Source organism: Micromonospora sp. DT229 (assembly GCF_049844505.1).
Lineage (GTDB): Bacteria > Actinomycetota > Actinomycetes > Mycobacteriales > Micromonosporaceae > Micromonospora.
The window spans coordinates 40,220-60,427 of record NZ_JBNCLD010000001.1; the positions used below are offsets into that span (position 1 = coordinate 40,220).

Sequence of the window (20,208 nt, forward strand, 5' to 3'; positions counted from 1 at the left end):
CGTCAATCTCCGGGCGTGCGGTCAGACCGCGAAACCGGTCGGTCGCTCGGTGGCCGGCGCGGGCGGCCGGGCCTTCCACAGCCCGACCTTCTGTGCGAACAACCGGCTCAGGTAGGCCGGGTTGAGGATCACGTACCGCCGCCACAACCGCTTCGGCTCCAGGCCGAGCCGCCAGAACCACTCCAGCCCGGCCCGCTGCATCCACGGCGGGGGCTGGCGCAGCAGCCCGGCGTGGTAGTCGAAGGCCGCGCCGACGGCCATCAAGGGCATGTCCAGCAGCGGACGCATCGCGTACGTGAAGATCTCCTGGCGGGGGCAGCCCAGGCCGACCAGGACGAGCCGGGCCCCGCTGGCCCTGATCCGGTCGGCGATCTCCACGTCCTCCCCCGGCTGCACGGCACGGAACTTGGAGGGCTCCACCCCGGCGATCTTGAGGGCCGGGAACATCCGCTCCAGTTCGGGGATCAGCCGAGCCAGGGTCTCCTCCGTCGAGCCGTACAGGTAGACCGGCAGGCCCTCGTCGGCGCAGCGGGACAGCACATGCAGGGTCAGCTGAGGCCCGTAGACCCGATCGGTGAGGCCCGCCCCGTGCAGCAGATTCAGCGCCCAGCGCACCGGCTGGCCGTCCGGGGTCACCAGGTCGAAGGAGTTCAACCGGGCGTTGTGCGCCGGGTCCAGCACCCCGGTCATCACCCCGTGCACGGCGAGCGCGGTCAGCGCCAGCGGGCGGCGCTCCTGGGCGGCGGCCACGACCTGCTCGGTCGCGGTCGCATAGTCGGTGGCGTCGACCAGGACGCCGAGCACGTTGCGCTTGCTCACGACCGGACCTCGCCGTTGTCAGCCGGGACCCACTTGTCCACGTTGGCCTCGTAGATCTCTCGCATGATCATGGGTACGTCGTAGACCTGCTTCCAGTCCGGGTAGTCGGCCTGGAAGGCCTCGTTGGAGCCGATCCACCACTTGTGGTCGCCGATCCGGTTGGCCTCGACGTACTCGGTGATCATCTCCTGGCCGGTGATCTGCTCGGCCAGCGCGAACGCCTCCCGGTTGGAGATGTTGGAGTGTCGGCCGCCACCGAGGTTGTAGACCGCTGCCGAGCGGGGGTTGCGGAAGAAGGCCTCGAAGGCGGAGACCACGTCCGAGCTGTGGATGGCGTCCCGGACCTGCTTGCCCTGGTAGCCGAAGATCTTGTAGGTGCGGCGCTCCATGTTGGCCCGCATCACGTACCCGAGGAAACCGTGCAACTCCGTGGCGGAGTGGGCCGGCCCGGTCAGGGTGCCGCCTCGGAAGCAGGCCGTCTTCATCCCGAAATACCGGCCGTACTCCTGCACCATCACATCCGCCGCGACCTTGGAGGCCCCGAAGATGGAGTGCAGGCAGGCGTCGATCGACATGTCCTCCCGGATACCCCGCTCGTACGGGTGCCCCGGCTCGATCTCCCAGCGGGTGGCCAACTCGACCAGGGGCAGGCTGTTCGGCCGGTCGCCGTAGACCTTGTTGGTCGAACAGTGGATGATCGGCGCCTCGATGCAGTGTTCCCGGACGTTCTGCAGCACGTTGAGGGTGCCCGCGGCGTTGACGTCGAAGTCGGTGAACGGATCGCGTACCGCCCAGTCGTGCGAGGGCTGGGCGGCGGTGTGGATCACCACCACGATGTCCCGGCCGTACCGCTGGAACAGCGCACCCAGGGCGCTGCGGTCACGGATGTCGATGCTGTGGTGCGAGTACGCCTCGCCCAGTTCGTCGGTGAGCCGACGTACGTTCCACGCGGTGGACGCCTCCTCGCCGAAGAACTCCTGCCGCATGTCGTTGTCGATGCCGACCACGTCGAGACCCAGGCCGGCGAAGTGCCGGACCGCCTCAGAGCCGATCAACCCGCCCGAGCCGGTCACGAATGCGACACTCACGAGCCACTCCTGGTCCGTTGGAGGCAGAAACCAGCGAAGCATAGCGTGACATTCGGTATGCCCGATAAGCAGCGAGGCCCCGCGAATTCGCGAGGCCTCGTCGACTGGTGGGGAAGGGGGGAGTTGAACCCCCACGTCCTTTCGGACACACGGACCTGAACCGTGCGCGTCTGCCATTCCGCCACTTCCCCGTGGCATGACCTCGGTCAGCGTAGTAAACGCCGACTCCGCTGTCGCCAGCGGGGCCTCGGCAATGCTACGTGGCTCCGGTCTTCGCCGCGAATGGCGTTCGCTGCTTCCAGCGGTTACCGTTCGTGGCGGACGAAAGAGTAGCACGACAATCCTGAGCCGTCCGAACGAGGCCTGGCCTGCCGGCCGAGCGGCGTGTGAGCTGCGTGCGCTCTGGACGGATACCATCATGTCCTCGGGACCCGAGGAGGAGCCGGTGAGCGTGCTGCAACGCTTCGAGAAGCGTCTGGAAGGCCTGGTCGAAGGAGCTTTCGCCAAGGTCTTCAAAGGGGTCGTGCACCCCGTGGAGATCCTCAACGCCATGCAGCGGGAGGCCGAGGCGCACAAGGCCATCCTGGCTGGCGGGCGCACGTTGGTGCCCAACCGCTACGTGATCGATCTCTCGCCCTACGACCACAGTCGGCTGGCGCCGTACGCCGCCGCGCTGGCCCAGGAACTGGCCCAGTCGCAGGCGGAGTTCATCGGCGAGCAGGCGTGGACGGTCTACGGCGACGTGATCGTCGAGATCGAGCGCGGCGAAGGGCTGGACACCGGTATGTTCCGGGTCACCGCCGAGGTCTACACCGGTGGCGAGGTCGCCCCGGTAGCCGCCCCGGGCTACGACGCCGGTCCCCCCGGTTACCCCGCCTACGACCAGGGTGGTGGCTACGGTCCGCCGCCTGCGCACAGCGGCGGTCGGAACGTGCGACTGGTCTCCGGCGACGGCCGCACCTACCCGCTCCAGATGGGGTCGACCGTGATCGGTCGTGGCGACCAGGCCAATCTGCGCCTGCCGGACGTCGGCATCTCCCGCCGACACGCCCGGCTGGACTTCGACGGTGGGCAGGTCGTGCTGACCGACCTCGGTTCCACCAACGGCACCATGGTCAACGGCCAGCGGGTCTCCGCCGTGGCGCTGAACCCCGGCGACATGATCCAGCTCGGTACCACCACCCTCACCTTCCGCGTGGACGGCTGATCCGCCTTGCCGGAACTCGTCATCACCGTCGCCCGGTTCGGATTCCTCGTCCTGCTGTGGATTTTCGTGTTCACGGTGGTCGGCGTCATCCGGCGGGATCTCTTCGCCGGGGCCCGGTCCGGTCGGCTGGTGGCCGCGCCCCGCATGGTCGGTGCGTCGACCGGCCAGGCGACGGCGAAGCCGGCGAAGGTGAAGCGGGGGCGGGCGGCGCATCAACTGGTCGTGACCGCCGGCCAACTCGCCGGCACCAGGATCACGTTGGGTGAGGCTCAGATAACCATCGGTCGGGCCGAGGACTCCACCCTCGTCATCACCGACGATTACGCCTCGGCGCGACACGCCCGGCTGGCGCCCCGTGACGGGCAGTGGTTCGTCGAAGACCTCGGTTCGACTAACGGGACGTACCTCGATCGCGCTAAGGTCACCGGACCGACCCCCGTACCCCTTGGCGTGCCGATCCGGATCGGCCGCACCTCTCTCGAATTACGGCCATGACTCTGACCCTGCGCTATGCGGCCCACAGCGACCGCGGTCTGATCCGAGACGGCAACCAGGATTCCGTCTACGCCGGACCGCGGCTACTCGCCGTCGCCGACGGCATGGGCGGTATGGCCGCCGGTGACGTCGCCAGCAACATCGTCATCGGTGCCATGGCGCCGCTCGACGAGGACGTCCCTGGGGATGCCCTCGTCGACGCGTTACGTTCCGCCGTGGGCACCGCCAACCAACAGCTCCGCGAGACAGTGGACGCCAACCCGCAGTTGGAGGGGATGGGCACCACACTCACCGCGACCCTCTTCTCCGGCAGCAAGCTGGGGATGGTCCACATCGGTGACTCGCGCGCCTATCTGCTGCGTGACGGTGATTTCAACCAGATCACCAAGGACGACACCTACGTCCAGATGCTCGTCGACGAGGGTCGGATCAGCCCGGAGGAGGCCAGCAGCCACCCTCAGCGGTCGCTGCTGACCCGGGCCCTCGACGGTCGGGACATCGACCCGGAGTACTCCGTCCGCCAGGTGTTGCCCGGGGACCGCTACCTGATCTGCTCGGACGGACTGTCCGGGGTGGTCAGTGCGGAGACCATCGCCGAGACGATGCGCGAGTACGCCGACCCGCAGCAGTGCGTCGAGCGGCTCGTCCAACTGGCCCTGCGCGGCGGCGGTCCGGACAACATCACCGTGATCATCGCCGACGCCACCGACCGCGACATCGTCGAGGCCGCCCCGATCGTCGGCGGTGCGGCTGCCCGGGACCGGGGCATGGCGACCTCGGCGGACGTCTCCACCCCGGCGGCCCGCGCCTCGGCGCTGTCGGCTCCCCGGCCGCCCGCGCCGGAGGAGCCGGCCGGAGACGACGACGAGCCGGAGGCCCGCCGCCGTCCGCTGCGTGCCCTGGCGATGACGGCCGCCCTCCTGGTGATCATCGGGGGTGGGGTCTTCGCCGGGTACGAATACACCCAGCGGCAGTACTACGTCGGGGCGACCGACGACGGCCAGGTGGCCGTGTTCCAGGGCATCCAGGGCGAGATCGCCGGGATGGATCTCTCCTCGGTGCATTCCACCAGCACCGCTCGGCTGGACGACCTCACCCTCGCCGCTCAGGAGCAGGTCAAGCAGGGCATTCCGGCCAGGAGCAGGCCGGACGCGGAGCGCCGGCTGGCGGAGCTGACCATGGACAGCCCGACGAACGTCAACCTGAAGCCGCTCTGCCCGCCCACCTCGACCCCGAGCACCGACCCCACGGCGGACTTCTTCTCCCCGGCGCCGAGCGCTCCGCCGAGTCGGGCCGCCAGCGGTTCGCCGGCACCCGACAGCAGTTCCCTTGCCCCGCCGGTGAGCACACCGGACGCCCCGCCCGCCGATGCCTTCACGCCCACGGTCGACCCGGCGGCCTGCCGGTCGCCCGAGTAGGCGTCGGCTTCCGACCCGAGGACGATCGTGACCGCAGCGGCCACTCCGGCATCCTCGCCCGCCAACGCGGGCGAGCGACCCGGCGTACGCCTGGCCCGGTCCCGACGTAACGCCGAACTGTCGCTGCTGCTGCTGGCCATGGTGCTGGTCGCCGCGTACAGCGCGATGGTCGAGGCGAACGTGCTCGACACGGTGACCCCGAACTTCTGGGTGCCGGCCGCGGTGCTCACCGCCGTGTTCCTCGGCATCCATGTGGTGATCCGGTTCCTGGCCCCGCACGCCGACCCGGCACTGCTGCCGGCGGTGGCGCTGCTCAACGGCCTGGGGGTCGGCTTCCTGCGCCGACTGGACCTGGCCTACGCCGACCCGGAGGAGCGCGCCGACCTGGCCATCTTCGCCGGTACCGGTGGCCGGCAACTGGCCTGGACCCTGCTGTCGGTGCTGCTCGCGGCCGGTCTGCTGGCCCTGGTGCGCGACCACCGCTCGATCTCGCGGTACGCGTACACCCTGGGGCTGGCCGGCATCGTCCTGGTCATGATCCCGGCGGTGCTGCCGGACAGCATTTCCGAGATCAACGGTGCGAAGCTCTGGATCCGCATCGGCAGCTTCTCCATCCAGCCCGGTGAGTTCGCCAAGCTGGCCCTGCTGGCCTTCTTCGCCTACTACCTGGTCCGCAAGCGCGAGGTGCTCTCGCTGGCCAGTCACCGGTTCCTCGGCATCGACTTCCCGCGCGGCCGTGACCTCGGTCCGGTGCTGGTGGTCTGGGTGATCAGCCTGCTGGTGTTGATCTTCCAGAAGGACCTGGGCACCTCCCTGCTCTACTTCGGCATGTTCGTGGCGACGGTCTACATCGCCACCGAACGGGTCAGTTGGCTGCTCATCGGTCTGGTCCTGTTCTTCGGCGGCGCCTACCTGGCGTACGTGCTCGGCAGTACGGTCGGTGGACCTTTCCTCAACTTCTCCGTCCGGGCCGACATCTGGCTCGATCCCTTCGCCAAGCCGTACCACGAGGGCTACCAGTTGGTGCAGGGGCTGCTGGCCCTGGGCACCGGTGGGTTGTTCGGGGCCGGGCCGGGCGGCGGCCAGCCGACGGAGCTGCCCGAGGTGCAGAACGACTTCATCTTCGCCGGGATCGGTGAGGAGATCGGCCTGTTCGGGCTCTCCGCCCTGCTGGTGATCTACCTGCTGATCGTGGAGCGGGGGCTGCGGGCCGGCCTGGCGGTGCGGGACTCCTTCGGCAAGCTGCTCGCCGGTGGCCTGGCCTTCACCCTGGCGTTGCAGGTCTTCGTGATCGTCGGCGGGATCAGCAAGCTCATCCCGCTGACCGGTCAGACCACCCCCTTCCTGTCCGCCGGTGGCTCCTCGCTGATGGCGAACTGGCTGCTCATCGCGGTGCTGCTGCGGGTCTCCGACGCCGGTCGTCGGCCGGTCACCGGCGGCGGCAAGGTGAACCGACCGACCGGGGGCCCGCCCGAGCAGTTGCACGGTGCCCCCACGGAGGTGATCAAGCCGTGAACGCACCCCTGCGCCGGGTCGGTGTCGTCGTCATCGTCCTGTTCGGTCTGCTCTTCGCCAACCTGAACTGGGTTCAGGGGTACAAGGCCGACGAGTACCGCACCAGCGACTACAACACCCGGGTCCAGTTGGCCGAGTACGAGCGTCGCCGGGGCAACATCGAGGCCGGTGGCACCGCCCTGGCGGTCAGCAAGGAGACCGACGGCAAGCTGACCTTCCTGCGTACCTACCCCGGCGGGGCGAAGTACGCCCATGTGCTCGGCTACAAGCCGGTCAACCTCGCCGACACCGGCATCGAGCGGTCCGAGAACGACTTCCTGGCCGGCACCAGCGACAAGCTCTTCGCCAACCGGATCAAGGACATGTTCACCGGCAACCGCACCGCCGGTGGCAACGTGCTGCTCACCCTCTCCCCGCGTGCTCAGGACGTCGCGTACGACCAGTTGCGCAACAACAACCGGGGGGCCAGCAAGGGGGCGGCGATCGCGATCGATCCGCGTACCGGGGCCGTGCAGGCCATGGTCTCCATGCCCAGCTTCGACCCGAACTCGCTGGCCAGCCACAACACCCGCGAGGCGACGGCGGCGTACAACAAGCTGGATCAGGATCGGTCCCGTCCGCTGCGCAACCGGGCCCTCGGGGAGGTGCTGCCACCCGGTTCCACCTTCAAGATCGTGGTGGCCGCCGCCGCGTTGGAGAACGGCATCGGCAAGGACACCAACATCTCGGCGGGCCCCAGCTACACCCCGCCCACCTCCGGTCAGTCGATCACCAACGCGGCGCCCTCGATCTGCCCCCAGGCGGAGGTGACCCTGATGAAGGCGGTCACCGACTCCTGCAACACCGGCTTCGCCAAGCTGGGGGTGCAGCTCGGCCCCGATGTGATCAAGAAGAAGGCCCAGGACTTCGGCTTCGAGCAGGAGGACCTGACCGTGGGCCGGCTCGGCGAGGGTGGTCAGGGCGTCGCGGCCAGCCGCACCGGCAGCATGGAGAACCCGGACGGCGGCCCCGACCCGGCCGCACTGGCCCAGTCCTCCATCGGGCAGCGGGACGTGCGGATGACCCCGCTGGAAGGGGCCATGATCGCGGCGGCGGTGGCCAACAACGGCAGCCAGATGCGGCCGTACCTGGTGCGTCAGCTGCTCGCGCCGGATCGCACCACGGTCTACGACACCGCCAACCCGCGCGAGTTGCGCCGCTCGGTCAGCGGTCAGGTCGCCGCCGACCTGCGGGACATGATGGTCAGCGTGGTGCGCAACGGCACCGGGCGCAACGCCCAGATCAACGGCTACACCGTGGGGGGCAAGACCGGTACCGCGCAGTCCGCGCCGGACCGGCCCGACCACGGCTGGTTCATCGGCTTCGCACTGGACTCCGACGGCAACCCCGTCTCGGCGGTCTGCGTCGTGCTGGAGGAGGCGGGCAGCGGCGGCAGCGCCGAGGCCGCCCGGATCGCCGGCCAGATCATGCGCGCCGCCATCGCCGACCCCGGGGGGCGCTGACATGCTCAGTCCGGGAGTACAGCTAGGCAACCGGTACCGCCTGGACGAGCGGATCGCCAGCGGCGGCATGGGTGACGTCTGGCGCGGCACCGACCAGGTGCTGGGGCGTACGGTCGCGGTCAAGAGCCTGCTCCCGGCGTTGCTGGACGAGCCGGGTTTCGCCGAGCGGTTCCGGGGCGAGGCCCGGACCATGGCGACGATCAACCACCCGGGGGTGGTCGACGTCTACGACTTCGGCAGCGACCAGCAGATCGCCTTCCTGGTGATGGAGTACATCGAGGGCGATCCCCTGTCGGCCACCCTCAGCCGGGTCGGTCGACTCACCCCGGCCCGGACGATGGCGCTGGTCGCGCAGGCCGCCGACGCCCTGCACGCCGCCCACGTCAAGGGGATCGTGCACCGGGACGTGAAGCCCGGCAACCTGCTGGTCCGCCCCAACGGCACCCTGGTGCTCACCGACTTCGGCATCGCCCGCTCCGAGCTGGTGGGTCAGCTCACCGCAGCCGGTTCCGTGCTCGGCACCGCCTCGTACATCTCGCCGGAGCAGGCCACCGGTCAGGTAGCCACCCCCGCCTCCGACGTGTACGCCCTCGGGGTGGTCGCCTACCAGTGTCTCGCCGGGCGTCGGCCGTTCGAGGGCGACAACCCGCTGGACATCGCCATGCGGCACGTCCGGGAGACCCCCCGGCAGCTGCCCTCGGACATTCCGCCGCAGGTCTGCGCGCTCGTCGAGCGGGCGATGGCCAAGGATCCGAAGGACCGCTGGGCCAGCGCCGCCATGCTGGCCGGGGTCGCCCGGCAGTTGAAGGCGGCCCTGTCCCGGCAGGCGCGCCCCGGTGGGTCGGCCCCCATCTCGGCGGCGCCGGCCTCACCGGCCCCGGGTCGGCCCCCGGCGGCACCGCCTCCCGGACGGGCCCAGGTGCCGGCGCCGCAGCCGCCCCGCCCACCGGCGGCCCCTCACTCGCCCGCGGCACCCCGGCCGCAGGCGGCCTCCCACTCGCCCGCCGGACCTCGGCCGCCGGCCGTCAACCGTCGCCCGGCCGCAGCGCATCCTCCGGCGGCGGGTCACCGGCCGGTCGCCGGGCGGCAGCCGGTCGCCCAGCCCCGTCCGACGACGGTGGCACCGGCGGTGACCGGCTATCCACGCGGTGCAGCTCCGGTTCCCCCGGCGTACGCCCCGCAGGTCGGTCAGTCGCGGCCCGCACCCAGGCGGTCACGGCCCGGCATGGTGTTCCTGGCCATCCTGCTGGGCACACTGGTCGTGGTCTGTTCGGGCGTGGTTTCCTACAGGCTGCGGGACAGCCTCAACAGCAGCATGCCGGTAGTGGGGTCCGTGCAGTCGGTGACGTCCGGCGCGCTGGGGCCCGACGGACAAGACGATCCGGCCCGGACGGCGTACCGTCGACTGGATCAGCCCCGAGCGGGCTACGAGACGATGACGAGCGAAGGACGACGGACGCGATGACAGCGCAGGCCCGCCTGCTCGGTGGCAGGTATCAGGTCGGCGAGCTGCTCGGGTATGGCGGCATGGCCGAGGTGCACCGAGGTCGTGACCTTCGGCTCGGCCGCGACGTCGCGATCAAGATGCTCCGCACGGACCTCGCTCGGGACGCCACCTTCCAGATGCGGTTTCGTCGGGAGGCCCAGAACGCCGCCTCCCTGAACCATCCGGCGATCGTCGCGGTCTACGACACCGGTGAGGAACAGGCACCCACCGGCGAGACCCTTCCGTTCATCGTGATGGAGTTCGTCAACGGGCGCACCCTCAAAGAGGTGCTCGGCGCCGAGGGGCGACTGCAACCCCGGCGGGCCCTGGAGATCTGCGCCGACATCTGCGCCGCCCTGGACTTCAGCCACCGGCACGGCATCATCCACCGCGACATCAAGCCCGGCAACGTGATGCTCACCCAGACCGGCCAGGTCAAGGTGATGGACTTCGGCATCGCCCGTGCCCTGGCCAGCGGCGCCACCACGATGACCCAGACCAGCGCGGTCATCGGTACCGCGCAGTACCTCTCCCCGGAGCAGGCCCGCGGCGAGGCCGTCGACGCCCGCTCCGACGTGTACGCCGCCGGTTGTGTGCTGTTCGAGCTGCTCTGCGGGCATCCGCCCTTCGTCGGCGACAGCCCGGTCAGTGTCGCGTACCAGCACGTGCGGGAGGCCCCGCCGACCCCGAGCGATCTCAACCCGGAGGTCAACCCGGCGGTCGACGCGATCGTGCTCAAGGCGCTGTCGAAGAACCCCCTCAACCGCTACCAGAGCGCCGGCGAGATGCGTGCGGATCTGCTTCGGGCGGCGGCGGGTCGGCCGGTGATGGCCACCCCGGTGCTGCGCGAGGACGAGACCGTGCCGATGTCCGCGGCCGGTGGTCCGGGCTACCCCTCGGCGGGGGCCACCCAGACCCGCCAGATCCCGGCCCGGGTGGGCGACCCCCGTCAGCGGCGCGCCTCATCCTGGTTGATCGCCATGTTCGCCGCCCTCGGGGTGCTGGCCGTGATCGCCCTGGTGGCCGCGCTGCTGTTCAATAACCGGGCGGCCGAGGAGGTGCCGGTCCCCACCCTCAGTGGGATGACCCAGCAGGAGGCGTTCGCCCGGCTGGAGGCGGACGGCCTTCAGCCGGTGCGGGGTGACGACGAGTTCACCTCGGACTGCCGCAAGGGCCGGGTGACCACCCAGACCCCGCCCGCCGGAGAAAGGGTCGCCCCGAACAGCACGGTCACCGTGCGGCTCTGCGGCGGCAAGCCGGAGGCGACCGTTCCGGAGGGCCTCGTCGGCAGCAAGGTCGACAGCGCCACCTTGCGCGTCGAGGAGCGCAAGCTCCGGGTCAAGGTCGTGGAGAAGAACAGCGCCGACGCCGCCGGCCTGGTGCTCGAGGTCGACCCCAAGGAAGGCACGAAGGTCGCCGAGAACACCGTGGTCACCCTCACCGTCTCCAAGGGCAACGTGGCCCGGGTGCCCAACGTGGAGAACCTCACCGAGGCCGACGCGAAGCGGGAACTGGAGAACGCCGGCTTCGAGTGGAATGTGGAGATCGGCCCGGAGGTACCCGCCGACCGGGCCGGCCGGGTGACCGACCAGAACCCGAACGCCGGCAGCCAGCGGACCAAGGGCACCAAGGTGACGATCGTCGTATCGGTGCCGGAGCCGGAGGACGACGACCCTCCGACCCCGACCCCGCCGACCGGGGAGCCGACCACCCCGCCGCCGGACGATGACGGTGGTGGCAGCGGTGGCGGCAGTGGCGACACCGGTCAGGTGTGGCCGGGCGTCCCGCCCTTCCGCCTACCCGTCGACTGAGCGGACCCGACAGGCCGGATGAGTCGCCGATGGGCGGGGTGAGTCGGCGGCGCCTCGTGCGCCGGGTGACCGTCCTGGGGCTGATCGCCCTCCTGCTCACCAGCCTGCCCTGGATGTGGACGACCGCCACCGCGTACGGCCACATCCATGCCGTCGACGAGGCCCCGACCGTGGAGGTGGTGATCGTCCTGGGCACGGCGGTGACCGAGGAGGGGCGTCAGCCGGGCATCCGGTTGGCGGGCCGGCTGGAGACCGCCGCGGAGCTGGTACATCGACAACGGGCCCAGGTCGTACTCGTCTCGGGCGACGGGAACGGTGCCTCCGGTGACGAGACGGCGGCGATGACCGCACACCTCACCGAGCGGCTGGGGGTCGATCCGCAGCGGGTCGTCGCCGACCCCTACGGCCTGGACACCTACGACAGCTGTCGCCGTGCCCGGGAGGTGTACGGGGTGCAGCGGGCCCTGATCGTGACCCAGTCCTACCACCTGTCCCGGGCGGTGACCCTCTGTCGGCAGCTCGGTGTGGAGGCCGACGGGGTGCCCGCCCGCTGCTCCGGCTGCGGGGCGGGCCTGCTAGCGGAGAAGGCGGTACGGGACTACTTCGCCAGTGGCAAGGCTGCCTGGGATGCGATCCGAAACCGCCCCGCCGCAGTCGACTCCCCGGCTCACCCTGGCGTCAGGGACGCACTGACCCGCTGAGGGACCAACCTGGCACTGCGGCGGACCTGCCCGGCCTCTCGGCTCAGCTGGTGGCGAAGGCGGCCAGGCGGCGGGCGTCGACCTCGGCGGCCAGTTCCGGGGCGCGGTCCAACGCCTCACGGTGACCACAGGTGGCCAGCCAGTTGGCCAACATCAGATGGCCGCCCTCGGTGAGCACCGACTCGGGGTGGAACTGGACACCCTCGATCGGCAGGGTGCGGTGCCGCATCGCCATCACGATGCCGGACTCGGTCCAGCCGGTGACCTCCAGCTCCTCCGGCAGGGTCTCGCGGAGCACCGCCAGGGAGTGGTAACGGGTCGCGGTGAACGGGTCGGGCAGCCCGGCGAGGACCCCACTGTTGTCGTGGTGGACCTGCGAGGTCTTGCCGTGCAGCAACTCCGGGGCCCGGGTGACGGTGGCGCCGAACGCCTCACCGATCGCCTGGTGGCCCAGGCAGACCCCGAAGATGGGCAGCTTGCCGGCGTACTCGCGGATGACCTCCAGGCAGATGCCGGCCCGATCCGGGCTACCCGGGCCGGGCGAGAGCAGCAACCCGGCTCGGCCGAGTCGGCCCACCTCGGCCAGGTCGATCTCGTCGTTGCGCCGTACCTCGCAGTCCACGCCGAGCTGGCCCAGGTACTGGACCAGGTTGAAAACGAAGGAATCGTAGTTGTCGATCACCAGGACGCGCATCGGTCTCACTCGTCCTCGTCAGGGGGTGGGGTGTTGTTCCGGTCGGTGTCGTACGGCAGGTCGTGTTCGTCGCCCGGCGGGGCCTCCTCGCCGGGCCCGGTGCCGGGCTCGGTGCCGGGCTCGACCTCACCAGGGGTGCCCGGTATCTCGGAGTCCTGCTGGGTGACCTGCACGTCCTCGCCGGTGAAGGGGAGCAGTGGCCCGGCCCAGGGGAAGATCACGTACCAGAGCAGGGCCACCGCCGTGGTCACGAGCAGCAGGCTGCCGATGAGCTTGCCGGGCAGCCCGAAGGGCAGCTTGCGCCAGATCCAGGCGTACATCAGGCCCCCAGCTCAGCCGGGCGCCCCTGGTCCTTGGACTGGGTACGCGTCAACTCCGCATGGATGATCAGGCGCTCGTAGTTGTCGAACTTCGGGTTGCAGGTGGTCAGGGTGAGCATCTTCTTCGTCGGCTTCGCCCCGGGTCGCCCGGGAACCGGGGCCACCACCTCGACCTGGTGCGGCTTGACGATCAGATTCTCGGTCACCTGGTAGACGTACCACTCGTCACGGCTCTGGACGATGATCGGATCGCCCTTGCGAAGCTCGTCCAGCCGCCAGAAGGTGGCCCGGTTGCGGTGCCCGGCGACGGAGAAGTTGCCCACCTGACCCGGCATGACGCTGTCCGGATAGTGGCCCGGGGCGTACCGGATGTCCTTCTGGGTCACGCCCTCCACCACGATCCATTCCTTGTCGAACTTCGGAATGTAGAGACCGGCGATGGGCTTGCCCTGCACCGGCGGCTTGGGCGAGGCGGAGGCGGAGGGACTGGCCGGGGCAGCGACCGTCGGGTCGGTCTCCGGCGCCCAGGCCTGGGCCAACTGCTGGCTCAACTCGTCCTGATGGGCGTCCACGATCGCGGACTTACCCCAGATCTCGTACCCGGCGAAGAGCAACACCACCAGACCGAAGGTGATCAGCAGCTCGCCACCGAAACGCAGGCCGGTGCGGACCCGGGACCAGAAGGAGGGCCGGGTCAGCTCGGAGTAGACGCTCTTGTAGCCCTCACCGGTCTGCTCCGGTCGCAACTGCACCACCCGGTCGCCCCGGCGAGGCTTGGGCGGCTCGCTCTGCTGGTCGGCACCCTCGGGCACTTCGACCTTCGGTGCCCGGGGCACCGCACCCATCAGGGCGGTCGAATCCGTCGCGGTCGGCGCTCCCGGCCGTACGCCGTTGACGGCCGGAATCAGGGCGGTGGCCGCCTCATCGGTCCCGGTCGGGCCGGTCTGCTGCTGCGGCCCGCTCCGAGCCGCTCGCTGCTGGTCCGCCGCTGAGGGCCCCGCCGGATGGCTCGGCGGCACCGGGCCAGGCTGCTGGCTGGGTCCCGCCGGGTGCTTCGGTGGCACCGGTCCGGGCTGCTGGTGAGGCCCTGCCGAGTGGTTCGGCGGCGGGGCGGACTGCTGGTGGGGTCCGGCCGGGTGGCTCGACGGTGCCCCGGGCCGCTGGTGGGGCCCTGGCGGGGTCGGGCCGGTGGCGGAGTCTTTGATCTTGGGGATCAGTGCGGTCGGGCCCTCGGTGGACCAGCCAGCCGGATCCGGGGCGGGACGCTGCGGTCCGCCAGCCTCGCCGGGGCGGAGCGGTGTGGTGGGCCGTTGGTGCCCGCCGGGCGGCTGCGGGCCGTGCGATGCCGACGGGCCGCTCTGCGGGCCGTGCGATGCCGACGGGCCGCTCTGCGGGCGCTGCGGCGCAGGCGTACCGCCGAAGAGCTGCTGGTGGGCGGTGGGTGCCTCCACCGGAGAGCGGTACCCGGGGGGCGGCGGGGTCTGGGATTGTGGCGGGGCCTGGGGTGGCGGTGCCGCCCGAGGTCCGGCCGGTGCCGGTGGCCCGAACCCCTGCCCGGCCGGGGGTGGCTGGCGGTCGGGCTGCCCGGCCGGTGCGGGTGGTCCGAACCCCTGCCCGGCTGGCGGTGGCTGACGGTGGTGCTGCTGCGCGGTCTGCGGTTGGCTGCGCTGGGGGCCCTGGTCGGGGGGTCGGCTGGGTTCGAAGGCCGTCCGCCACGGGGTCGGCCCGACCGGAATGTCCGGCTGGCCGGAGGGCAGCGGTACGCCGGTCACCTGCGCCGCGCCCTCGCTACGTGCCGGTGTCGTCGGACGCGGCGGCACCGGATCGGGCCAGGCACCAGTCGGGCGGGCCGGGGGCGGGGTCGGCTCGGTGCGTTCGATCCTAGGCAGGAAGGCGGTGGCCTCGTCAGCCTGGTCGTGGTGTCGACCTTGGGGACGCTCGCTCATGACGGTGCTTCGGCCCCGGCCCTCTGCTCGGCGATCCGCTTGCTCATGAGGGCCTCACTCCGGCACGGTCGCCGAGCGCAGAGTGGTGGAGTCCTCGAATGCGGGCACGGTGACCGTGGAGGCGTGCTCGGAGTAGCCGAGTTGGTAGTTTTCCACCGCGTTCCTGAACCACCGGACTCCCTCGGAAGCGGCGAGGGCCTGCCGAAGCGCGCCGGGATCGCCAATTGCCACGATCTTGAAAGGTGGGGAGTACACCCGGCCGTGCAGCAGCAGGGTGTTACCCACGCAGCGTACCGCGCTGGTAGCCAGAACGCGGACATTCATGATTGACATGGCCTCCGCGCCGCCGGCCCAGAGTGCGTTCACCACCGCCTGCACATCGCCCTGGTGCACGACGAGGTCGTCGTTGCTGGCCCCCTCGGGGAGTTTGCTGAGCTGTGGGGCGTCGTCGAGTTCGACAGTCAATCCGGGCCCGGTGAGGGCGGTGAAGCCGGCGGCGGCCAGGTTCTCGGCGGCCCGCTCCTGCTGCTCCTTGATCGGAGTGTCCGAGTTCGCCAGGTCGTTCGTACGATTTTCGACCTCCCGGCGCAGGGTCCCGGCCAACTGTTCGTTAGCGGCCACCCGGTCTCTGCGGTCCTCGATCAACTCGGTGAGCTGAGGGCGGCGGTCCTCGCGCAGGGCGGTGCCGCCGGCGGTGGTGGCCGTGGTGGTGAAGAGCAGGCCGGCAGCGGCGGCGATCAGCGGTACCCCGATTGACCAGCCAGGACGTCGCCGCCGTCCACGCCGCAGCAGGCCGGCGACGAGGCGTCGCAGCACCTTCTGCCACGAGGCCGCGCCGGACGTGTACTCCACGACCGTCCCCCTGTCCTCGGCTCCGGCGACCGTACCCGTACGGTCGTGACGGCCCTTGTTCCGCCGTCCGCTGCCGGGGCGTCCGGCAACGGGTCTGGCCCCATTCGTGGATTGAGCGGGGCTTCCGGACTACGCTAGCTCTCGAACATTATTGGCCATGGACCGTCGCCCTCGCGCCCGGTTGCAGGCCGGACGAGGTCGTAACCCCTCTGGAGAGCGTCGTGCCCAAGTCTCAGGTCCGTAAGAAGAAGGTGTACACCCCGCCCACGGACGTCCGCCCGACGGCGACGGCGGCGACGCGTAAGCCCAGCCCTCTCTGGCTGCCGGTCACCGCCGTGTCGCTGATCGTCTTCGGCATCGGCTGGTTGGTGGTCTACTACCTCTCCGAGCAGGAGTACCCCGTCGCGGAGCTGGGGTACTGGAACCTGGCGGTGGGTTTCGGTGCCATGGTCGGCTCCCTGATCCTGCTGTCCCGCTGGCGCTGACCCCCGGGTCATCCGATCACGGTCGGTGACGTGTCGAGGCCCGGCCGTGCGGTCGCTGCGATCGCCTCCTAAGGTGTGCGCAGGGCGGCGCGGCCCACGGTGCGAGAAGACTCACGTTACTGCTGGGTAACCTTGCGCGTAGGCTGCACTGCATGACCGAGCGGGAAGGTCATCGACGGGTCCGGTTCCAGGTGCGGCAGCGGTGAGATCGCGTACGCACCCTTGACTCGGACTCCGGTCGCCCAGCCGCTCGCCAGGCAGCAGACCGGGAGGCCAACTCGATGGGCAGCGTCCAGATCGTCACCACGATCCTCGCGGCCGCCATCACCGCTGTCGCGGTGTGGCTTGCGGTACGCGCGGTCATGCAGATGACGGCCGTGATCCGGCTGGGTCAGCCCGACCCGTCCCGGTTCGGTGACAAGGCCAGCCGCACCAGGACCATGCTCGCGGAGACCGCCGGGCACACCCGGATGCTGCGCTGGAGTGTGGTGGGTGCCGCGCACTGGGTGGTGATGGTCGGCTTCATCGTGCTGTCGCTGCTGGTGCTTGAGGCCTACTTCGAGGTGGTGTCCCCGACCGGTGGGCTGCCCCTGGTCGGCGGGTGGGCGCTCTACGGTCTGGTCACCGAGTGGATCGGCATCCTCGGCATCGTCGGGATCCTGGTGCTGATCGCCATCCGGGTGGCCAACCGGCCGAACCGGGCCGGCCGCCGGTCGCGATTCACCGGGTCGACGATGTGGCAGGGCTACTTCGTCGAGGCGATCGTCCTCGCCGTGCTGATCATGGGTTTCCTGATCCGGGGCTTCAAGGTGGCCACGGACCACTTCGAGTACCCGACCTGGGCCACCCCGCTCAGCCACGCGGTCGGCTCGGTGCTGCCGGACTGGGAGTCCGGGGTCAGTGTGGCAGCCCTGATCAAGATCGCCATCTCGATGACCTGGCTCATCGTGATCTCGCTGAACGTCACCATGGGCGTGGCCTGGCACCGCTTCCTGGCCTTCCCCAACATCTTCTTCAAGCGCAAGCCCGGGTCGGCCGGCTCCGGTCTCGGTGCCCTGCGGCCGATGATGAGCGACGGCAAGCCGCTGGACTTCGAGGAGGCCGACCCCGAGTCCGACCAGTTCGGGGTGGCCCACGTCGAGCAGTTCACCTGGAAGGGCCTGCTGGACTTCAGCACCTGCACGGAGTGCGGCCGGTGCCAGTCGCAGTGCCCGGCCTGGAACACCGGCAAGCCGCTGTCGCCGAAGCTGCTGGTGCTGAGCCTGCGCGACCACGCGTACGCGAAGGCGCCCTACCTGCTGGCCGGTGGCGGCAAGGACCTCACCGGTGAGGAGAAGGCCACCGCGGCCCAGTTGGCCCACCTCGACGTGCTGGCCCTGGCCGAGGCGGACAAGCCCCTGATCGGCGACGCCGAGGCCGGCGGCGTGATCGACCCGGACGTGCTCTGGTCGTGCACCACCTGTGGCGCCTGCGTCGAACAGTGCCCGGTGGACATCGAGCACATCGACCACATCGTCGACATGCGGCGTTACCAGGTGCTCATCGAGTCCAGCTTCCCCTCCGAGGCCGGGGTGATGCTGCGCAACCTGGAGAACAAGGGCAACCCCTGGGGTGCCCCGCAGAACACCCGCGAGGACTGGACCAAGGGTCTGGACTTCGAGGTTCCCCGGGTCGGCGAGGTGGAGGACTTCGAGTACCTGTTCTGGGTGGGTTGTGCCGGTGCGTTCGAGGACCGGGCCAAGAAGACCACCCGGGCGGTGGCCACCCTGCTGAACGAGGCGGGGGTCTCCTTCGCCATCCTCGGCGAGGGCGAGACCTGCTCGGGTGACCCGGCTCGCCGGATCGGTAACGAGTTCGTCTTCCAGATGCTCGCCCAGCAGAACGTGGAGACCCTCAACGAGGCCTTCGAGGGCCGGGAGAAGGCCAAGCGCAAGATCGTCGCAACCTGCCCGCACTGCTTCAACACCCTGGGCAACGAGTACGGCCAGCTCGGCGGGGAGTTCGAGGTGGTGCACCACACCCAGCTGCTGGCCCACCTGGTCGCCACCGGCAAGCTCACCCCGGTGCAGCCGGTGGACGGCGGGGTCACCTACCACGACCCGTGCTACCTGGGCCGGCACAATCGGATCTTCACCCCGCCGCGCGAGGTGCTGGGCAGCGCGGTCGGCGCCGAGATCACCGAGATGCCGCGGAACAGCGAGCGTTCCTTCTGCTGCGGTGCCGGTGGCGCCCGGATGTGGATGGAGGAGCGGATCGGCAAGCGGATCAACGTGGACCGGGTCGAGGAGGCCATGTCGACCGGGGCGCGGACCATCGCGGTCGGCTGCCCGTTCTGCTCGACGATGCTCACCGACGGGGTGAACGGCAAGGGCGCCGGCGAGCAGGTCGAGGTGGTCGATGTGGCGAGTGTCCTACTGCGGTCGGTCCGGCCCGAGCAGGGTCGGGGCGTCGAGGAGAGCGAGCCGGTCGCCGGCTGACCAGCACTTGACCGTACGAGGTACGGCGGGCCCGATGTGGCCCGCCGTACCTCATTATTTAAATTGACGTGCGTGACTATAACGAAATGATCGACACCCTTTGTGTGCGGTTGGTCGCGCAAACGTGAATCGACCGTTGGTCGCCTTGATTCCGCACCGCGCCTTCCCTAATGTTGGGCACCGACCGCCGCGGGTCGTCTGTCTCGCCCCTCAACCGCTCGCGGGACGCCCGGCGGTCGGTTGCAAAGGAGTCGCTGCCGGTGGCAACCATGCCCCTCCATCGTCCTGCACCGGGATGGCCGCGCCGTCCAGGTGGCCTACGGAGAGCTGCGCACCGCCTGGTCGTGCTGGTGGCCGCCGCCGCGGTCGGCGCCGGCCTGATCGCCGCCCCCGCGTACGCGGAACCCTCGGTGGAGGAGATCGAGCGCCAGATCGACAAGCAGTGGCAGCAGCTTGAGCCCACCATCGAGCAGTACAACAAGGTGCGGTCGCAGCTGAGGGTCAACCGCAAGAAGGCCGGTGACCTGCAGAAGAAGATCCAGCCCCTGGCCCTGGAGGCCGAGCTGGCCATGAACCGGGTGGCCGACCTGGCCTCCCGGTACTACGTCAACGGGCCCTCCCAGGAACTCGGCGCGGTGCTGCTGAACGCCAAGCCGGACATGCTGGGCGAGCAGATGGCGCTGCTGGAGCGGCTGGCCGCGTACGAGCGGCAGCAGCTTGAGGGCGTGATGAAGGTCCGCAAGAAGTACGACGACCAGAAGGCCAAGCTCGACGCGCTGATCGCCGACCAGGAGACCAAGGAAAAGCAGCTGGCGGCGAAGAAGAAGCAGATCGACGCCAAGATCAAGCAGCTTGAGCGGTCCCTGCCGGTGACCACGGTCAGGACCACCAACTGCCCGACCATCAACGGGGTGGTCAGCGAGGCGGCCCGGACCGCGATCAAGGTTGCCTGCGCCCAGGTCGGCAAGCCGTACGTCTGGGGGGCCACCGGCCCGAACTCGTTCGACTGCTCCGGCCTGACCCAGTACGCGTACAAGGCCGCCGGCATCTACCTGACGCACTTCACCGGCGCCCAGTGGAACGAGGGCAAGGCCATCTCCAGGGCCGAAGCCCGCCCCGGCGATCTGGTCTTCTTCCGCAGTGACCTCAGTCACGTCGGCCTCTATCTGGGCAACAATCAAATGGTGCACGCGCCCAGAGCGGGTAAACCGGTGAACGTCTCTCCGATCACCACCATGCCGGTCGCCGGCTTCCGTCGACCCGGCTGAGGGATCGCACAGGAACATCAGCAGGGCTCTCGGTCAAGAGATCGGGGGCCCTGCTCTTTTGTCGGATCTGGACACCCTGCGTCACGGCGTGGATCTGTTGTGTATCGACGGAGGTCGTCCCTAA

At 69.9% G+C, this 20,208-nt stretch carries 17 protein-coding genes and 1 tRNA gene; 11 read left to right on the forward strand and 7 right to left on the reverse strand.

Translation table 11 applies throughout. The annotated features are described in order from the left end of the window. Positions 1-21 precede the first annotated feature (21 nt). From ACLQ2T_RS00200 to ACLQ2T_RS00210, 3 genes are all read right to left on the reverse strand, one after another. Positions 22-819: a WecB/TagA/CpsF family glycosyltransferase gene (locus ACLQ2T_RS00200; RefSeq protein ID WP_425763940.1), complete on the reverse strand. Its 798-nt coding sequence runs from the start codon at positions 817-819 to the stop codon at positions 22-24. Continuing rightward, positions 816-1,949, reverse strand: a complete 1,134-nt coding sequence (locus tag ACLQ2T_RS00205; protein WP_425763941.1) for an NAD-dependent epimerase/dehydratase family protein — start codon at positions 1,947-1,949, stop codon at positions 816-818. The genes ACLQ2T_RS00200 and ACLQ2T_RS00205 overlap by 4 nt, the downstream gene beginning before the upstream one ends. Before the next feature lie 63 nt (positions 1,950-2,012). Then, positions 2,013-2,098 (reverse strand) — tRNA-Leu (locus ACLQ2T_RS00210). Between the two features lie 227 nt (positions 2,099-2,325). On the opposite strand from ACLQ2T_RS00210, the gene ACLQ2T_RS00215 reads away from it, so the two are divergent. The 8 genes from ACLQ2T_RS00215 to ACLQ2T_RS00250 are packed head-to-tail and all read left to right on the forward strand — an operon-like array spanning position 2,326 to position 12,042. Next, on the forward strand, positions 2,326-3,114 hold the full coding sequence (locus ACLQ2T_RS00215) for an FhaA domain-containing protein (protein ID WP_425763942.1): 789 nt from the start codon (positions 2,326-2,328) through the stop codon (positions 3,112-3,114). 6 nt (positions 3,115-3,120) lie between these two features. Continuing rightward, positions 3,121-3,609, forward strand: a complete 489-nt coding sequence (locus tag ACLQ2T_RS00220; RefSeq protein WP_425763943.1) for an FHA domain-containing protein FhaB/FipA — start codon at positions 3,121-3,123, stop codon at positions 3,607-3,609. After that, positions 3,606-5,027 (forward strand): protein phosphatase 2C domain-containing protein, encoded by a 1,422-nt coding sequence (locus tag ACLQ2T_RS00225; RefSeq protein ID WP_425763944.1) that lies wholly within the window; start codon positions 3,606-3,608, stop codon positions 5,025-5,027. The genes ACLQ2T_RS00220 and ACLQ2T_RS00225 overlap by 4 nt, the downstream gene beginning before the upstream one ends. Positions 5,028-5,054: 27 nt before the next feature. Next, on the forward strand, positions 5,055-6,542 hold the full coding sequence (locus tag ACLQ2T_RS00230; protein ID WP_425763945.1) for an FtsW/RodA/SpoVE family cell cycle protein: 1,488 nt from the start codon (positions 5,055-5,057) through the stop codon (positions 6,540-6,542). After that, complete coding sequence (locus tag ACLQ2T_RS00235) at positions 6,539-8,044, forward strand: peptidoglycan D,D-transpeptidase FtsI family protein (protein ID WP_425763946.1); 1,506 nt, start codon at positions 6,539-6,541, stop codon at positions 8,042-8,044. Before ACLQ2T_RS00230 ends, ACLQ2T_RS00235 begins: the two co-directional genes overlap by 4 nt. A 1-nt stretch (position 8,045) precedes the next feature. Continuing rightward, positions 8,046-9,509 (forward strand): serine/threonine-protein kinase, encoded by a 1,464-nt coding sequence (locus ACLQ2T_RS00240; RefSeq protein WP_425763947.1) that lies wholly within the window; start codon positions 8,046-8,048, stop codon positions 9,507-9,509. Beyond that, complete coding sequence (pknB, locus tag ACLQ2T_RS00245) at positions 9,506-11,341, forward strand: Stk1 family PASTA domain-containing Ser/Thr kinase (RefSeq protein ID WP_425763948.1); 1,836 nt, start codon at positions 9,506-9,508, stop codon at positions 11,339-11,341. Before ACLQ2T_RS00240 ends, pknB begins: the two co-directional genes overlap by 4 nt. 29 nt (positions 11,342-11,370) lie before the next feature. After that, the gene (locus ACLQ2T_RS00250; protein WP_425763949.1) at positions 11,371-12,042 is read left to right on the forward strand and encodes a SanA/YdcF family protein; all 672 of its coding nucleotides are present in this window, start codon (positions 11,371-11,373) and stop codon (positions 12,040-12,042) included. A 43-nt stretch (positions 12,043-12,085) separates the two neighbouring features. On the opposite strand, the gene ACLQ2T_RS00255 is transcribed toward ACLQ2T_RS00250, so the two are convergent. The 4 genes from ACLQ2T_RS00255 to ACLQ2T_RS00270 are packed head-to-tail and all read right to left on the reverse strand — an operon-like array spanning position 12,086 to position 15,854. Continuing rightward, entirely contained in the window at positions 12,086-12,736 is a 651-nt protein-coding gene (locus tag ACLQ2T_RS00255) for an aminodeoxychorismate/anthranilate synthase component II (protein WP_425763950.1), read from the reverse strand. A 5-nt stretch (positions 12,737-12,741) separates the two neighbouring features. After that, positions 12,742-13,056, reverse strand: a complete 315-nt coding sequence (locus tag ACLQ2T_RS00260) for a hypothetical protein (protein WP_425763951.1) — start codon at positions 13,054-13,056, stop codon at positions 12,742-12,744. Then, on the reverse strand, positions 13,056-15,002 hold the full coding sequence (locus ACLQ2T_RS00265) for a class E sortase (RefSeq protein ID WP_425763952.1): 1,947 nt from the start codon (positions 15,000-15,002) through the stop codon (positions 13,056-13,058). The genes ACLQ2T_RS00260 and ACLQ2T_RS00265 overlap by 1 nt, the downstream gene beginning before the upstream one ends. 54 nt (positions 15,003-15,056) lie before the next feature. Continuing rightward, positions 15,057-15,854, reverse strand: a complete 798-nt coding sequence (locus ACLQ2T_RS00270; protein ID WP_425763953.1) for a DUF881 domain-containing protein — start codon at positions 15,852-15,854, stop codon at positions 15,057-15,059. Positions 15,855-16,075: 221 nt separating this feature from the next. Between ACLQ2T_RS00270 and ACLQ2T_RS00275 the strand changes: the two genes are divergently transcribed. From ACLQ2T_RS00275 to ACLQ2T_RS00285, 3 genes are all read left to right on the forward strand, one after another. Further along, on the forward strand, positions 16,076-16,339 hold the full coding sequence (locus tag ACLQ2T_RS00275) for a cell division protein CrgA (RefSeq protein ID WP_425763954.1): 264 nt from the start codon (positions 16,076-16,078) through the stop codon (positions 16,337-16,339). A 281-nt stretch (positions 16,340-16,620) separates the two neighbouring features. Then, the gene (locus tag ACLQ2T_RS00280) at positions 16,621-18,816 is read left to right on the forward strand and encodes a (Fe-S)-binding protein (protein ID WP_425763955.1); all 2,196 of its coding nucleotides are present in this window, start codon (positions 16,621-16,623) and stop codon (positions 18,814-18,816) included. 269 nt (positions 18,817-19,085) lie between these two features. Continuing rightward, a complete protein-coding gene (locus ACLQ2T_RS00285) occupies positions 19,086-20,084 on the forward strand; it encodes an NlpC/P60 family protein (protein ID WP_425763956.1) in 999 nt (332 codons plus the stop codon). Positions 20,085-20,208: the final 124 nt, after the last annotated feature.

What these genes read in the sequence shown, in the direction of transcription:
- ACLQ2T_RS00260 (WP_425763951.1), bottom strand. Translation starts at nt 13,056, where the DNA reads ATGTACGCCTGGATCTGGCGCAAGCTGCCCTTCGGGCTGCCCGGCAAG.
- pknB (WP_425763948.1), top strand. Translation starts at nt 9,506, where the DNA reads ATGACAGCGCAGGCCCGCCTGCTCGGTGGCAGGTATCAGGTCGGCGAG.
- ACLQ2T_RS00215 (WP_425763942.1), top strand. Translation starts at nt 2,326, where the DNA reads ATGTCCTCGGGACCCGAGGAGGAGCCGGTGAGCGTGCTGCAACGCTTC.
- ACLQ2T_RS00240 (WP_425763947.1), top strand. Translation starts at nt 8,046, where the DNA reads ATGCTCAGTCCGGGAGTACAGCTAGGCAACCGGTACCGCCTGGACGAG.
- ACLQ2T_RS00255 (WP_425763950.1), bottom strand. Translation starts at nt 12,736, where the DNA reads ATGCGCGTCCTGGTGATCGACAACTACGATTCCTTCGTTTTCAACCTG.
- ACLQ2T_RS00265 (WP_425763952.1), bottom strand. Translation starts at nt 15,002, where the DNA reads ATGAGCGAGCGTCCCCAAGGTCGACACCACGACCAGGCTGACGAGGCC.
- ACLQ2T_RS00285 (WP_425763956.1), top strand. Translation starts at nt 19,086, where the DNA reads ATGCCCCTCCATCGTCCTGCACCGGGATGGCCGCGCCGTCCAGGTGGC.
- ACLQ2T_RS00250 (WP_425763949.1), top strand. Translation starts at nt 11,371, where the DNA reads ATGGGCGGGGTGAGTCGGCGGCGCCTCGTGCGCCGGGTGACCGTCCTG.
- ACLQ2T_RS00280 (WP_425763955.1), top strand. Translation starts at nt 16,621, where the DNA reads ATGGGCAGCGTCCAGATCGTCACCACGATCCTCGCGGCCGCCATCACC.
- ACLQ2T_RS00225 (WP_425763944.1), top strand. Translation starts at nt 3,606, where the DNA reads ATGACTCTGACCCTGCGCTATGCGGCCCACAGCGACCGCGGTCTGATC.
- ACLQ2T_RS00205 (WP_425763941.1), bottom strand. Translation starts at nt 1,949, where the DNA reads ATGCTTCGCTGGTTTCTGCCTCCAACGGACCAGGAGTGGCTCGTGAGT.